The following is a 15354-nucleotide window of genomic DNA, read 5'->3' as shown; positions in this document are numbered from 1 at the left end:
AATTCATGTTTTTTCTGTTCTGATTTCCTATTCCATGCAGTCGAAAAAGCCCTCTATTTCTATGCCTTTCTTTGCTGGCTAATCCATAGTTGGGGTTCACAGCACTGCTGCGATCAGTTGTTCCTGCAGTTGTTACATAAATTGCATGTGGTAAACCTTGAGTATCAACTGCTATATGGCGTTTTATTCCTGAAATCTTTTTACCTGCATCATAGCCTTTTTCTTCAGCAGTATCTGTATTTTTAACACTTTGAGCATCAATTATGCAGAAGCTAGTTTTTTCTTTCCGACCATTGTTTTGTCGGACCACGCCAATTATTTTTTTTTAATACACGCTCCAAAATACTTTCTTTATTTCCGTTTGGTTTTTCACTCCACTTTTTAAAATAGTCATAACAATTGCGCCATTTTGGAAACTCTTTTGGCAGCATTCGCCATTGACAGCCACTTTTTAGCACATAAAGCACACCGCAAAATAACTCATATAAATCCAGCCTTCTTGGCTTTGTTTTCTTTCGCACGCTTTCTAAAATTAGTCTAATCTTTTCGAATTTTTCACAACTTATGTCACTTGGATATGTATTCCTCATAGTTTACCTCATATCAACTATACCTCATCTTACCATATTCAGAGATCGCGTACAGGCTCTGAGAACAATTTAAGCAAAAGCTGCGTTATGAAAATAGAAGCTTGAAATTTTTGCAACAAAGCCAAGTAAATTGGTTCGCATGTAAATATGGCTGAAGTAGGCTAATATAGCTGCTTTTACTATATAATAAATTGATATAAAGAAAAGTTCGCACGGATCTAGCGGTAGACCATCCCATCCCAAAACGAACAATTCTCAGCGCCCTTGGTTTTAACCACTGAAAATGGTCACATTGTTTAAATTTATTAATGCTATATACTACCAAATTAATAGTTGCTCATTTAAGAACCTCCTTCAACTTTACCCAACTCGACACATATACTTTTTGAAAAATTGCTGCAAGTAGAAAAAAACAGGTTACCCACCTTAACTTCTTTAAATTTGCTCACAATCTCTACTTGATGCATAAGGTTTTTGTTACACTCCTTTCATCTACCGATTACCTCTACCTACCGCCTTTACCTCTGCTAAGGTCAGAAACGCGACTAGCTTCAGGACCTTCTAAACTCGACTGTGGCAGGCCACCAAAATTACTGTAATCACTAACACTAAGCGATATAGGTGCTTCTACTGGTCCACACCCTCCTCCTACTCTGTGATATCCTAATTCTAGATAAGTACGTAGCAATGGATCAATTTGTCCTCTATTTTGAATGTATGCTCGCAATTGCACACCTTGAAATCCCGGATCATTCCTGAATAATTGTGAAATGCCCACTCTCATGTTCTGAAAGTAATTTCTATCTCTGTTGGGGTGGTCTCTTCCAAGAAAATCGCGTATTATATTTATGATATTCTGCACTTGCCCAACAGGATTTTCGTTTAGAACTCGATTAATATCACTAGCATTTTCTAATGCCCATAAACCACAATTCCAACCATCTGTTTGCTGACTAACAGAAACATTATTAATCCTGATATTATTATCTAAGTTATTTTGAATGATATCAGTAATACCACCTGGGACAGCAGTAGCAGTTGAATCAGCATAGTACCCAACATAGTTCCCATTTTGATGTTCAATCACTAGTGTAACCCAATGAGTATTATTTAAAGTAATGATTAAAGTTAAACGCTGTTGTTCTTCATTTTCCCTAAATTGATTTAACACTCTAACAATGTGCTCGTTACCGTCATTCCTTGCCAAGTTAGCTACTTCAAAAGTGTGATTACCTTCAGTACGAAGCTGATATTGCAATCTTCCAGCGTGAGCTATATCAATTTGTTGAAGCCAGTAATCATAATGTCCATTTCTCGTTGCAAATTCTAGTGTAAGTAGATCATTTACTTCTATCCCTTGATTTCCAAGAATATCTCTTATTTGTCTTCTTATTCCTTGTGCTGTAGGAATGGCATTACCACCTTCTCTTATTCTTGACCTTAGTATTTCTAGGAGTTGTTGTATACTACCTTCGAAGGTAATAATAGTAACACATCGATTATCACCTAGATCAAACGGTAAAATCCGATTCCGTCCGGGATTTTCTCGAATATAATTTATTAAATTTTCACGAGTCTGATCTGATAATAGACCCTCTGGTGGATTTTCATCAATAACACTATTAGGCCCTAATAGCCCTCTAGTTCGTCCTGAAGCATGACTGCGGTCAAACCTATGTATATATAGTTCTTGTGGAACAGATATAAGATCTTCTACTCTCTGTGCACCTGCATTAAATACAGCATAAGATAAAACCACCTCATTTCCAGGAGTAATGGGCAAATATCCTCTTTGCTTGTCCATAAGTCTTGTTATTTGCTGTTCTGCATTACGTCGCTCTTGTGCTAATGCTTGTTGAGTATTAGCAAACCCTAATACATATCCAATTGGATGAGTATCTTCTGGATGATTTATTGTAGATCTCAATAATAGAAGACCTAATCTCTGTTCTGTAACTCTTGTACTTACTTCTCCTGCCATTCTTATATCAGGACTATACGTTTGACCTACCTTGTATGCAGTAACCACTTTATCAGGATTGTCACAAACATAAAATATACTGTGCAGTATAGAACGAAATTTGTCATTGTTACTTACATCTATTATTGCATTACCATTCATATTATCTGGCATTAACACTCTAGAAATAGCTCTCAATAATTCTCTATGCTGAGGTATACTTTGCCACCCATCATTCATAACTTGATTCAAAGTATTATGTACATTTTCAGCATTAGGCACTTCTATAAGATTACCATCAAAAGAAGCATACCTAGTTATACGTAGGTAATGATCAGGCGAATTAAATCTATCTAATAGAACATTTAGCCCATATTGATCATTAAGTATGTATGTAACTCTATTCACAGCACCATTATAACCTGGTGGTAGAGCGATGGCTTTTACTGATCGTATATCATGGGGATTTCTAATATCAAGTATAACTATAGGAAAGCCTTGAGCATGGAAGACCATAGTTAAAGCATGTTTTCTTAAATTCTCATTATCATATCTAAATATGTATTTTATTACTCGCAGTCTATTGTTTTGTATTAATACCTGCTCGTGATCAAAAGCACTGTTCCCAAAAGCAAAACCAGTTATACAATCAAGTATTCTGTCACGATTTTCTGCATTTCTTGGTATTTCGATAGGAAAATGTTGAAGCAAGAAATCTATAACATTTTCTCTAATGCCTCCATCTTCTACACACTCAAATAATCTTTGTACTAAAGGAAATCTATTCTGTTGAAGCTCTGCTATGCCAACCCTAAAAGGGGCTAGATGTGAATTAAAATTTAATCCAACACAAACAGCATATCCTGATTCAGTATGCACAGGTATAAATGAAGAAGCATGTAATCTTTGAGCGTCACCTCTAGCGCGTTCTAATGCAAACAATGTTCTCCATCCAATATTAATAACGATAGGAATGTTTTCTCTCTCTGCTTGATGGTGTACAAGAAAAGCAACGTACGAATTTACAAGAGATAAGTTAAGGTCAATATCTATTGTGCAAAGATGACTAAAATTCGCTAAAAAACCTAATAAAAACCCATGACTCTCAAACTTTTGATTGCGATCTTGAATATCATTTTCTAATGTGCCTGCGTAATTACGATAGATTCGAGTTATATATCTAAAAATTACTGTGCTATTGTCTCGTAAAGTTCGTACAACTCCACTTCTTAACATTTCCGCAAAGTTATCAATTCTTTGTTGACCTAGTGCAATTTGCACAAAATCGACCAACTCATCAAGCTGTCCATGCTGATTTTGATCGAGGTCCATCCCTTCTATTTCCTTAATTGTTAATTCGTGATCTTCTAAGAGCACTCTAATAAGATTGATTTCAGATGCTGAATATTTGGCAAATCTATCTCCACCTCGAGAATCTTTTTCGCGAATTTCTTCAAATACTACTGCTCCTTTCTCTCCCTGGCTCTTGCCTTTCCCATGCGTACACACTTTGTATTGCTCAAAACTTAGGCCTTCTTCCCTTAAATCCCGATTTTCCCGTCCAATCTCTTGCACTAGAGAATTTTTCTCCCTTTCACTAAATCTTAACCCATCACTATTAGGGACATCAGAGATGCTGTAACACCTGACAACTCGCTTTTTACCAAGGGATTTATTAGTTAAAACTGCAACCTTCAGGTTTCCTGTACTTCTATTCCTACCATCTGTATCAATACCATGATTATCAAAACGAATATAGACTCTCTCATCTGGAGCTAAAATACCTGCGTCATGTGCAGTAGCAAACATACTGAAAAAGAATACAGGAAGGAAACGACCTGTACCCACGTGATACAAGAAAGATGGACATTGATCTAAAAAGGATTCAAACTCTCGTCTAAAACCTTCAAGATTTTTATTGACCAAACTTCTGATAAATCCATCACCATTATTCATATAATATACCTTTCTACTTGCTACGGCGAGAAAAATCACTTACACCAGGGGTTCCAAGAATGGATTTTGGAGCATCACCAGAACCATCATGTCTAATAGAAAGACTAGAATCTTCAGCTTCCACTATGGATATGGACCGTCTTCGATAATCACCGGAACCATCATCTCTAGGAGGTAAAGTTGCTTTTTCTAACTCAGAAAACAATTCTTTTGCGAAATTACCGTAGTCTATATCTTCTTTCATTCCTTCTCTACCACATAATCTAAGGTCTTCTATCATAACTTCTTTGAAGGACTCAAACTTTTCAGGAAAGCAATCCTTGGCAAATAACATTATCTCTAATATTTCTTTTTTTTCATCAGACTTACGACCAGATCGTTCCCAATTAACCACTAACCCTGCAAGTGCATTTTCTATAGGAACTTGGAAGTTAGAAGTATCGACAGCAGCCTCCTTGTGTTTATAAAAGCGATCACATCTCCACATTTCCATAATAAGAGATCTAGCTTGAGCATTAAACTCAGGATTTTCCAACATAACATTTGAAAGTGAGGAAAGAAGAAGTTTATATTCTTCATATGAGAATATTTTCTCTGAATGATCTCCGCCTCCACGTTCTGAAACTCCTTTATAACACCAGCACTGTACTAAATCATGCACTGTATCAAAAAAATACGAATCTATTAATTCAGCAAAAAGGGAATATACTCCTTTATCTTTCTGCGATAATTTCTGCAAAAGAGTATCTTTGTCAGCTACCTTATTTACACAAAAATCTAAAATAGGAGCATCTTTCTCAACAGATTGAACGCGAGACAGAACAAGAATAGTGTCTGTAAGCTTCTTCTCTTTATCTTCTTCTTTTAAATGATTATAAAAATACTCTACTCCTTCACTCCACTTAAGTCTTACAGCACTGTCAAAACCTTCTGCTGCATTACCAGGTTGCCTTAATTCCCCAGATTCCTTATCTATCCAGAAACTTAGTACAGGATCTTCCCTTTTCATCCCATACAAAAGTGAATTTAGTATATATTTATTATCATCTTTTACAGGACGACCATTACCATCAACTGCATTAGATGAAAAACTTCTTTTATAGGAATCAAATTGCTCTTCAAAGAGAGAAGGAATTTTATCTACTACACAGTATCTACAAGCCATATCATATCTGCGAAGCGGATTATCAATTTCTCCTATTTTCTCTTCAGTTAATCTTTGACCTAAAACAGCATTATCTAACCTTGCACCTGACCAACAATTTTCATTTTGGAATATATTGTACAAAAACTGCAGCTTATCACCCTCAAAAGATTTAATATTCTCTATATAGGTCTCCGCCCACCTTTTAATAGCTAACTTCCTCCCAGCAGCAATTTCAGGATCTGTATGTTTTATAATATCTTGTAGATTTTTAAGTAGTGCAGCTTGACGCTTTGTTTCTATTGGCATTTCACCCCCTATAAAAAATATTTACTGCATTATGCAAAAGTTAGAATCAAATATCAACACTAAATTTATCAAGAATAAGAAAAATTTTATGAAAAACATTTTCTATATTTAGATATTATGCGTTTAACTGATACGTAGAATTGGTGAGAAAATCAAACAGGCCATAGCGAGAATAGCGAAAGAGTTAGATATAGGCTCTAGACTAGTGGATAAAGAAATATAATAAGTTAAAAATGGACAGAGCTTTAAGGGAGTTGCAATACTTAGGCTTTTTCTTTAAGTTGTTCAGTTTCATCTATCGAAAGGCCGGTAGACTCAGCTATTAAGTTAACAGATACGCCAGCTTTCAGTAAGTTTTTTGCAACTTCAATTTCCCTTTCTTTTCTGCCTTTTTCGTGACCGATTTGGATGCCTTCTTGTCTACCTTCTTGTCTACCTTCATGTTTAGCATCATCGAGTTTTTGAGCAAGGACAGCCTGTTCATCACGAATACGTTTGATCTCTTGTTCATAGGCTATAAATTCTTTTTCTGACCAGTTGAATCTATTTAGTTCTTCATATGCTCTTTTAATTATTAGATCACTTCCTATTATTCTCTCTAGCTCTTCTTCACTAGTTTCGTCTGCATATCTAAAGAAGTAGACCCATTTTTCAACTATACTTGAAAGCTGATCTTCTTTGGTTTTTGGAAATTTAGGCAATTCAATAAATATAAAGTAAAAATCTTTTAGGTCATGTTCATTAGTATCTTCATCGCGAATAGTGTGCTTTGATTTATACTCAGACTTATCAGGAAATAAAATACAGTCTGCTATAGCAATAAAGATAATTTCCTTAAGGTCATGATATTGATCGCCTTTGTCAGCCTGTCTTGAATAAGCTTTAGCGGCATAGTATTGGGCACGTTTTTCAAAGCCTTTAGTTTTAGCGACCTGCATTTCGACTATCACTTGCAGCCCATTTTCATCTCTACAAAGAACATCAACAATGCTTTGTTTTTTAGAAGCAATATCAGGGTCTTGAATAGTACTTAAAAACTCTATATCCTGTATTGCATTTTTTCCAGCAAAGCCGAGAATATCATTAAGAAAGTGAATAAGGATATCTTTATTTTTTTCAGTGCCAAAGATGCGCTTGAACGATATATCATTTTTTGGATCGAGAAACTTCGAAAGAGCCATGAGAAAGTAAGATAAAAAGCATTAATAATTATACACAATTGTGAAGAAATATTCAACTAAAATTCAAACCACAGGAGATAACATTTCGGGCTGGGTTTTTACAACTATTTCTGTTTTTAAATTAGTTGAGACATCTAATAGAGAACTTGATTTGCATTGATATTCAAGCTATATCCTGATAAGACTGAGAGTTGGAAATATGGCAATAATTCTTTTAGATACAAAAACAATAAACCGTATAGCAGCGGGTGAAGTAATCGAAAGGCCAGCAAGTGTAGTAAAGGAATTAGTAGAAAATGCAATAGATGCTGGAAGTTCAGAGATAGAGATCAAAATAGAAAGTGGTGGGCGTAATCTTATAACTGTAACAGACGATGGAAGTGGAATAGAAAAGGAAGATTTGGAACTTGCGTTTATGCGCCACGCTACTTCAAAATTAAGCGATAGTGAGTTAATAGAAATCAAGCACCTTGGGTTTAGGGGAGAAGCTTTACCTTCAATTGCAGCAGTAAGCAGAATGAAATTATCGTCTAAGGCAAGTGGAGCAAAGGAAGCATGGTCTATAAGGTATGAGGGAGGAGAAAAAGTAAGAGAGATTACCCCTTGTTCTTTGTTGCAAGGTACATATATTGAAGTTCGTGACTTATTTTTTGCTACACCAAATAGACTAAAGTTTCTAAAAACCGAAAGGGCAGAAACACAAAGTATTGTTGATATTGTGAATAACTTAGCGATGATTAATTATAGTATTGGGTTTACTCTCACTTCTGGTAATAAAAAGCTCTTAAAATATGTTAAGCAAACTTCGCTGTTCAACAGATTATGTGAAATAGAAAAAGAATTTCAAAGCAATTCACTGGAAGTTAAAGAGGAAGAAGAAGGCATCAAACTTAAGGGACACATCTGTAAACCTAATGTCAATCGTGGCAACTCAACTCAGATTTATACGTTTGTTAATGGAAGGCCAATGAAAGACAATCTACTTGTTGGTGCAATTAGGTATGCGTATCACGATTTTATTCCAAACAATAGGTATCCTTTTGCAGTGTTGCATTTAGAAGTACCATATGACCAAGTAGATGTAAATGTGCATCCAAATAAATCGGAAGTAAGATTTCAAAATAAGAGGTTAATATATGAAATAGTGAGAAGAGGGCTAATAAAAGCGTTGTCAATGAGAATAGGTACCTCTTCAGTGAGTGATATTGATGGATCTAGGTGTCAAGGTATTGGAGAAGAACTGGGTGGTTCGCCTTTTGATGTTAGTGAAAGTCAAAGGAATAGTGAGCGTGTTAATAATGGAAAAAGCAGAGAAGTAAAGGGTCAAAAAGAATTTTACGAAAGGAAGCCAAGTCTTTTAGAAAATCGTCTAATGAAAGAATTCAATTCACCAGATGAAAGAAAGCGAAGCTTATCAGGAAGTTTTAAGTATGAAGGTATAGAGAAATCTACACCACAGAAAGGAGTTATGGTTCTAGAAAGAGAGCAAATTGATTTAATAGCGGATCATCCTCTAGGGTATGCACGCTGTCATGTCTACAATACTTATATTATTGCTGAGGCTAAAGGCAAATTGATTATAGTAGATCAGCACGCAGCTCATGAGAGATTGATATACGAGTGCTTAAAGCAAAAATCAAGCATAAAAAGACAAAAACTTCTTCTTCCTGAAATAGTTGAGATTAAAAACCAAGCTGGAATGGAGATGGTTAAAACTTATAAAGATAAGCTTTTTGAAATGGGTTTTGGTATTGAAATAGAATCAGAAGATAAAGTAAGGGTAAAAGAAATACCTGCAATCTTGGGAACAATAGATATAAAAGAGATGCTAGTTGATATAGTAGATAAGTTAATGGAAATAGAAGATACGCTACCAATAGAGGATAAGGTGAACAAAATATCATCCATAATCGCTTGCCACGGAGCAGGAAGAAAAATGAAATTGGAAGAGATGAATGAGATACTAAGACAAATTGAGAAAACTCCATATTCTGATCACGGAAGACTAACGTATATAGAAATGAAACTAAGTGATATAGAAAAATTGTTTGAAAGGAGATGAGTTCAGTTTGTCAAAAAGGTTCCCAATTAAGTATACGTAACAGCTCTTCTGGTTATGGAGTATAAAATGTGAAAAAAGAGAATAAATGCTCTAATTTTTTAGATTACAAAGTAATAGGACAGGAAGTAAGAAATCGTAGATTAGCAAAGGGATATACTCAAAAAGATTTAGCAAAAAAAATCGGAACAACATATCAGGTAATACTGCAATATGAAAAAGGAACACGCAGAATTTCAATTAAGAAGTTATATGAATTAGCAGAAGCATTATCAACAACTGCTAGAGATCTAGCTTGCGGACAAGAAGTATCAAATGAGGAAAGGTATGAGGAAGAAGAGATACTAAATCTAGTAAGAAGACATAAAGAGATTAAGGACCAAGAATTACGTGAAACGTTTTATTTATTAACTAAATTCATCCGTATTAGTGAGGAAGAAAGTGGAAAGGCAGTAAAAATAGAAGTGGCAAAGGGTTTAGTTAAGGAAGGAGTTTCTGCTCATGTTATCTCTCGAACAACCAATTTATCTATTGATGAATATGATAATGATGAGAAAAAAATTTCCATTCCGTATAAAGTAGGTCAAAGAATAAAAGAATGGAGGTTGAGAAGAGGATACACTCAGGAAGATTTAGCAAGTAAAGTGGGTATAATAAATCAAAGAATATATGAATATGAACAAGGACGAGCTGGTGTTTCACTTGAAATGTTAGATGAAATAGCAAAGGTACTATTAATTAATATTACAGATCTGCTTCCAGAAACAAGAGAAAATGAGAATAGTGAAGCAGAGCTATCAAGGTTAATAGAAGAATACAAAAAGATTAAAAGCCAAGAATTACGTCATGTACTCATAAAATCTCTGTTTGAAAGCATACAAGTTTGCAAAGAGAAAGTGAAGAGAGTAGAAAAGATGAAAATTGCAAAGAATTTAGTTAAGGAAGGAATTTCTATCAATATTATTTTAAAAACAGTAGGCCTCTCCTTGAACGAAATTCAACAAATTTAAAATAAAAAATCAGTATATATTAATATCTTTACCTATTCATGAAAAAATAAGTAAAAAAGATTGAGAAATTGATTTGACTTCACTCAAAAGCTATGGCCTTATGCCAATGCTGACAAAAAACAGCAGTAAATATATAAAAACATTTTGTTATTAGTGAAGGGTAATTTTTATGAATAATAAGAAAGATCGTAGAGAAGAAATAGAATTCAGAGCATTAGAAAGCAACGGTAAAGCACTACTTGATCGTGAAGTAATAGAAACGTTTCTAAGTGCAGTGCATGACAGGGAAGAAGCTCGAATTATTGCTAGAAAGCTAATAGATAATTTTGGAATAGGAGGAGTTTTAGGCCAGGAAATAGATGACTTGAAAACTATAGAAGGGATAACTGACTCTACAGTAGCAGTAATTTTATGCCTAAAGGAAGCTGCAAAGAGAGTACCAAGAGAAGAGTTAAAGAAAGGACCTGTAATGGATAACTTGGAAACCATCGTAAAATATTTAAGGGTGAGTATTGGTTATTCAGAGGAGGAAAAGATGAAAATAATATATTTTGATCAAAAGTGCCGTTTAAAGGGGGAAGAAGTGTTCACTGGTACAGTGGATAAGGTACCTTTTTACATAAGAGAAGTAACAAGAAAGGCATTAATAAGAAAAGCGACGTCAATAATAATATCGCATAACCACCCAGAAGGAAGGTTAAAGCCATCTGATGAGGATGAAGCTGTAACTAAAGACTTGGCTAAAGCTTGTCAGGCTATAGGGATTAGGTTACTGGATCACATTATCATCACAAGTGTTGGGTATTTTAGCTTTAAAGAGCAAGGACTGTTATAAAGCAGATATTTGAAGATTTTCATGAGTTGTTTAACTACTTGAATGAAGAAAGTATTTGCAAGTACATTAATTATTGCTTACAATTAATGAGAAAGTATATATTAAATTAATAATAAAGTAATAAAGTCGGTTATAGACTTAGTTAAATATATTTAATAGCGGAGGCTAATATGAGTAATAAAATAATTGTACCTTTTGATGATCAAGAAGGAGGTACTTACGAGTTAAACATTGATCTTGATAGATTATCAAAAGGTGAGGTGTTAAATGCTATTGTAGGAATAGGTCGTACTAACACCTTTGTAAGCAAAATTAATAAGGCTAAAAAGCCTGAGGAAATAGCACCTTTCCCTGGTAGAGAAGTTCGCGAAAACAAAATCAACTGTGGGAAAGGATTTGACTATGTTTATGGCACAAAACCTGCAAGTGATCAAGAAGATAAAAATCCATTTACCTCCGCCTTGCAAAAAATAAAGCCAAGTATAAGCGAAAGTGAAAAGTTGAGCTGGTTTAAGAGTGGAGTGGTAAAAGCAAAAACCCCAAAAGAGATGAACAAAGTTATAGATGAAGTAATAGGTGATGGAACAAGGCTAAATGCATGTAATGATGGGGAATGGAGTTTCTCAGAGTATGTAGTATTAGGTACACATTTTCATAAATTTGATAAGGTTGATCGTAAAAAGGTAATACGTAAATTAATGTTAAGCGGTGCAGAGTTTCATGATACTCTACTACAGAATAAACTGATAGGTGAAATCTATGATGAGCTACAACCAGAAGTTCAGCTACAGATAGATAAGCAACTAGAAGAACTAGAAAAAGCTGGCGAAAGTGCTGTTCAAGAAGGATCCTTAATAGATCTCGAGATAGACAATACAACATCATATATAGAATTTTCTGATAATAGCAAGGTAGAGGTAGCCAAAATACTGGAAGCAAACAGAAAGTTAGGAAGTAATATTTTAAAAATTGGTAATGATGCAGTTGAGGTTAAAAGCGAGAAGGGAGGTATAAGAAACTATATCGATATGTCAGATGAAAGCTCTATTATATTACAATTTCCTACAAGCATTGGTCAGCTAAATATTATATTGTACCACGATGTAAAAAAATATGATCAAGTACAAGTCAGAGTAGAAAACAAGGAAATGTGGGCTGAGTTACAAAAAAGAGGCGAAGAAATAGGAAAAAACTGCCTTTTTGGGGGAGTGAAACTTCAAGAAGCAGTAGAGAAAGGTAATTTCACTAGATGTGGCATATGGAATGAAAAGTATGCTATAAAAGAGATTGGCAATGATGAAGTATTGTCTTCATGGGTAAATAGGGTATGTGGAGGTAGTAAAGAAACCTTTAGGGAACTTTAATTCATTTATTTTAAGGTTCCAGAGTTTACTGGAGCCTTTGAGCTATAGTAGAAAATATTATATATATGGTTTTTTGCGTGGAAAAAAGTCTAGATTATGAAGTAGGACAAAAAGTAAAAAGTTGGAGGTTAGAGCGAGGTTATACTCAGAAGGGTTTAGCTGAGAAAATTGGTGTAAAGTACTGGGTAATACTGCAATATGAGAAAGGGAACCGTAAAATTCCAATTAAGAAGTTATATGCTATAGCAGAAGCATTATCAGTAAATGTTAAAGGTCTAGTTTGTGGGGAGATGCTACCAAATGAAAAAAGATATTTTGAAGATGAAGAAATATTAAATTTAGTAAAGGGGTATAAGGATAAAGAATTAAGCGAGGTATTTTATTTATTAACCAAATTTATTCGTTTGAGTGAGGAAAGAAGCAGAAAAGCGGTAAAAATGGAAGTAGCAAGGGGTTTGATGAAAGTAGGAGTTTCTGCTCATGTTATCTCTCGAACAACTAACTTATCTATTGGTGAGTATGAGGAGAACAAAATTCCCATTCCATACAAAGTAGGGCAAAGGATAAAGGAGTGGAGATTGATACGAGGATATACTCAAAAAGATTTAGCGAATAAAGTTGGCATAACAAATCAAGGAATATACGAGTATGAACAAGGGAGAGCTGCTGTCTCACTTGAAATGTTAGATGAAATAGCAAAGGTATTATCAATCAGTATCATAGATCTACTTCCCGAATCAGATGAGGATAGTGAAGCGGAAGAAAAGCTATCAAACTTGATAGAAGAATACAAAAAGATTGAGAGTCGGGAATTACGCGATATGCTAATCAAGTCTTTATTTGAAGGTATACATGTTTGTAGAGAAAAGGTCAGAGAGGAAAAGAAGATTGAAGTTGCAAGGAATTTAGTGAAAGAGGGAATTTCTGTTGATATTATCTTGCAAACGACAGGCTTATCAAATTATATGATTGAGAAATTTTTGTGATTTCATAAAAACTTAGCCAATAGTGGATTTTTTTGTGATAGAATATATGTTTGCTTCTGTAGGAAAAACAGCTTTTAGAGGATTTATCTATGATAATTCAGAGCATATTGGCTCAGCAAGCTACGAGCTGGGGAAAAAAATAGAAGGTTGTAGGATAGTACAAGGGTATACTCAGGCAAAATTAGCAAGCAAAATTGGTTTAACACATAAGGAAATACATAACTTTGAACTAGGGTGCAAGGCTATTACAATCAAAGAATCGTATATAATAGCAGGAGCATTGTCAGTTAATGTTATAGATCTACTTCCAGAACCAACAGTACTAAGAGAAAACAGTTGGTATGAAGATGAGGATAAAGAAATAGTCTATCTAACAAAAATACATAGAGAAATTAAGGATCAGGAATTACGCAAGAAGCTGTATCCATTAGTAAGGTTTGTATATATTAGCGAGAAAATTAGCCAAGAAGAAGCGAAAATAGAAGTAGCAAAGAATCTAGTGAAAGAAGGAGTTTCAGTTGATATTATTTCCCAAGTGACTCGCTTATCTACTTATGAATATGATGATATAGAGAAAGAAATTTGTACTGATTCTATACTCTACAAAGTGGGGAAAAGGATAAAAGAGCAGAGATTAATACGGGAATACACTCAGGAGGACTTGGCAAATAAAATCGGTTCAACACCTAAAGAAATACACGACTATGAACGAGGATATACAGACATTCCAATTGAAATATTATATAAGATAGCAAAGACATTATCAGTTAACATTAAAGCTCTTGGACTAACAGAATATGAAAATGAGCCAGTTTTTGGGTTTATAGGTAAATGCGAAAAAATTGAGGATCAAGAATTACTGGATACGGTAGCCAGATCTTTATCTGAAGGAATGCAAACTGGTAAAGAAAAGGTTAAAAAAGCAGAGAAAATCAAGATTGCAAAAGATCTAGTTAAGGAAGGTGTTGCTATTGATATTATTGTGCGAGCAAGTGGCCTAACTGCTGATGAGTTGGGTGAGTGTGAAAATTGAATGTGTTTAAGATATAAGTAAAGTTAGTTAATGATTTAACCAGCAGAATTTGCTAACCAACTTTTTTGGCTCAGTTGAATTTTGCTTGGTATAAATTAAGATATGAAATCGCAAAGTTTATCTATTAATTTCTGATTGTCCTCTATCATTGCCTTTGCCTCTTGTTGAAGAGATTTGATATTTTTTGATGTAATGTTATCCATGTCAGCCGACGCTAGCTTCAATTGCGATTGTATTCTTACGTATCTATTGCCTATTACTTGATTCATCTGATAATTTACGCAGTCCAATCCAGAGGCAAACATCACATTTAACAAAGGTTTTATCCAGCCTATTTTTCCAAATCTCTTTGAATTGGCATACTCTATGCTTCTATCTGTTCTTCCAGTACCTATCGATAACAGTAGAATATCATCATTTGGAAATAACCTCTTACCACTTGCATATGCACAAGACGCTGGATTATTAGCAAAAACCCCTCCATCCACTAATACTCTATCTATCTGGTCAATTTTTAGATGTTTTGGTATGAAATAAGTAGGTGCAGCCGTTGCAGCTCTGAGTGCATCTTTCAGCTTAATATTACCTTCTTTCCAGTTTTTAAAGAAAAATGGACGATTATTGTGAATATCATAACTTGTTATCAGTACCTTACTTAATGTGTTTTTTAGAATATCCTCTCCAAAATATTTATCCAGTACAAATTCAATATTTTTATGTGGGTATTGTGTGCAATTAAACCAAGATAATATTGATCGCCTAAAGAATGAAGACTTAAAAATATATGGTCCATATTCCCGATAGAACTCGACTAAATCATTAGCAGAATATTGAGGTTTATCTTTTTTACATAATCCAGCAATAACAATTCCACCAGTTGAGGTTCCTGCCATTAAGTGAAAGATTTCAGCTACCCTCTTGTATCTT

Annotated in this window: 9 protein-coding genes and 2 pseudogenes; 6 read left to right on the top strand and 5 right to left on the bottom strand. The window is 34.4% G+C overall.

The genetic code is table 11. The features are described 5' to 3' along the window. Nucleotides 1-97: 97 nt before the first annotated feature. The 4 genes and pseudogenes from AAHF52_RS01790 to AAHF52_RS01775 all read right to left on the bottom strand — a co-directional run. Nucleotides 98-590 (bottom strand): annotated as a pseudogene (locus AAHF52_RS01790) (IS5 family transposase); the annotation flags it as partial. A 505-nt stretch (nucleotides 591-1095) separates the two neighbouring features. After that, a complete protein-coding gene (locus tag AAHF52_RS01785) occupies nucleotides 1096-4506 on the bottom strand; it encodes a cytoplasmic incompatibility factor CifB (protein WP_264685593.1) in 3411 nt (1136 codons plus the stop codon). Between the two features lie 13 nt (nucleotides 4507-4519). Next, nucleotides 4520-5959 carry a cytoplasmic incompatibility factor CifA gene (locus AAHF52_RS01780; RefSeq protein WP_264685594.1) on the bottom strand — a complete coding sequence of 480 codons (1440 nt, stop codon included), beginning with the start codon at nucleotides 5957-5959 and terminating at the stop codon, nucleotides 4520-4522. 263 nt (nucleotides 5960-6222) lie between these two features. Further along, nucleotides 6223-7140, bottom strand: a complete 918-nt coding sequence (locus tag AAHF52_RS01775; protein ID WP_264685595.1) for an Rpn family recombination-promoting nuclease/putative transposase — start codon at nucleotides 7138-7140, stop codon at nucleotides 6223-6225. 199 nt (nucleotides 7141-7339) lie between these two features. Here AAHF52_RS01775 and mutL point away from each other — a divergent pair, with 199 nt between their 5' ends. The 6 genes from mutL to AAHF52_RS01745 all read left to right on the top strand — a co-directional run bounded on the left by mutL (nucleotide 7340) and on the right by AAHF52_RS01745 (nucleotide 14427). Beyond that, nucleotides 7340-9202: a DNA mismatch repair endonuclease MutL gene (gene mutL, locus AAHF52_RS01770; RefSeq protein WP_342068466.1), complete on the top strand. Its 1863-nt coding sequence runs from the start codon at nucleotides 7340-7342 to the stop codon at nucleotides 9200-9202. Between the two features lie 68 nt (nucleotides 9203-9270). Next, nucleotides 9271-10209, top strand: coding sequence for a helix-turn-helix domain-containing protein (locus tag AAHF52_RS01765; protein WP_342068465.1), 939 nt, complete (start codon nucleotides 9271-9273; stop codon nucleotides 10207-10209). 169 nt (nucleotides 10210-10378) lie between these two features. Then, nucleotides 10379-11044: a RadC family protein gene (locus AAHF52_RS01760; protein WP_342068464.1), complete on the top strand. Its 666-nt coding sequence runs from the start codon at nucleotides 10379-10381 to the stop codon at nucleotides 11042-11044. A 170-nt stretch (nucleotides 11045-11214) separates the two neighbouring features. Further along, complete coding sequence (locus tag AAHF52_RS01755; protein ID WP_264730528.1) at nucleotides 11215-12408, top strand: hypothetical protein; 1194 nt, start codon at nucleotides 11215-11217, stop codon at nucleotides 12406-12408. Nucleotides 12409-12473: 65 nt separating this feature from the next. After that, nucleotides 12474-13394, top strand: coding sequence for a helix-turn-helix domain-containing protein (locus AAHF52_RS01750; protein ID WP_342068463.1), 921 nt, complete (start codon nucleotides 12474-12476; stop codon nucleotides 13392-13394). 46 nt (nucleotides 13395-13440) lie between these two features. Further along, the gene (locus tag AAHF52_RS01745; protein ID WP_265023180.1) at nucleotides 13441-14427 is read left to right on the top strand and encodes a helix-turn-helix domain-containing protein; all 987 of its coding nucleotides are present in this window, start codon (nucleotides 13441-13443) and stop codon (nucleotides 14425-14427) included. Between the two features lie 95 nt (nucleotides 14428-14522). Here AAHF52_RS01745 and AAHF52_RS01740 read toward each other — a convergent pair. Then, nucleotides 14523-15347: pseudogene (locus tag AAHF52_RS01740) on the bottom strand (patatin-like phospholipase family protein); the annotation flags it as partial. Nucleotides 15348-15354 lie beyond the last annotated feature (7 nt).

The sequence above is a fragment of the Wolbachia endosymbiont (group B) of Melanargia galathea genome, assembly GCF_964030625.1.
Lineage (GTDB): Bacteria > Pseudomonadota > Alphaproteobacteria > Rickettsiales > Anaplasmataceae > Wolbachia.
This window is presented reverse-complemented; position numbering and strand designations above follow the sequence as displayed.

Excerpts from the sequence above, each read along its gene's own strand:
- AAHF52_RS01775 (WP_264685595.1), bottom strand. The coding sequence starts at position 7,140 with ATGGCTCTTTCGAAGTTTCTCGATCCAAAAAATGATATATCGTTCAAG.
- mutL (WP_342068466.1), top strand. The coding sequence starts at position 7,340 with ATGGCAATAATTCTTTTAGATACAAAAACAATAAACCGTATAGCAGCG.
- AAHF52_RS01750 (WP_342068463.1), top strand. The coding sequence starts at position 12,474 with ATGGTTTTTTGCGTGGAAAAAAGTCTAGATTATGAAGTAGGACAAAAA.
- AAHF52_RS01745 (WP_265023180.1), top strand. The coding sequence starts at position 13,441 with ATGTTTGCTTCTGTAGGAAAAACAGCTTTTAGAGGATTTATCTATGAT.
- AAHF52_RS01780 (WP_264685594.1), bottom strand. The coding sequence starts at position 5,959 with ATGCCAATAGAAACAAAGCGTCAAGCTGCACTACTTAAAAATCTACAA.
- AAHF52_RS01760 (WP_342068464.1), top strand. The coding sequence starts at position 10,379 with ATGAATAATAAGAAAGATCGTAGAGAAGAAATAGAATTCAGAGCATTA.
- AAHF52_RS01755 (WP_264730528.1), top strand. The coding sequence starts at position 11,215 with ATGAGTAATAAAATAATTGTACCTTTTGATGATCAAGAAGGAGGTACT.
- AAHF52_RS01785 (WP_264685593.1), bottom strand. The coding sequence starts at position 4,506 with ATGAATAATGGTGATGGATTTATCAGAAGTTTGGTCAATAAAAATCTT.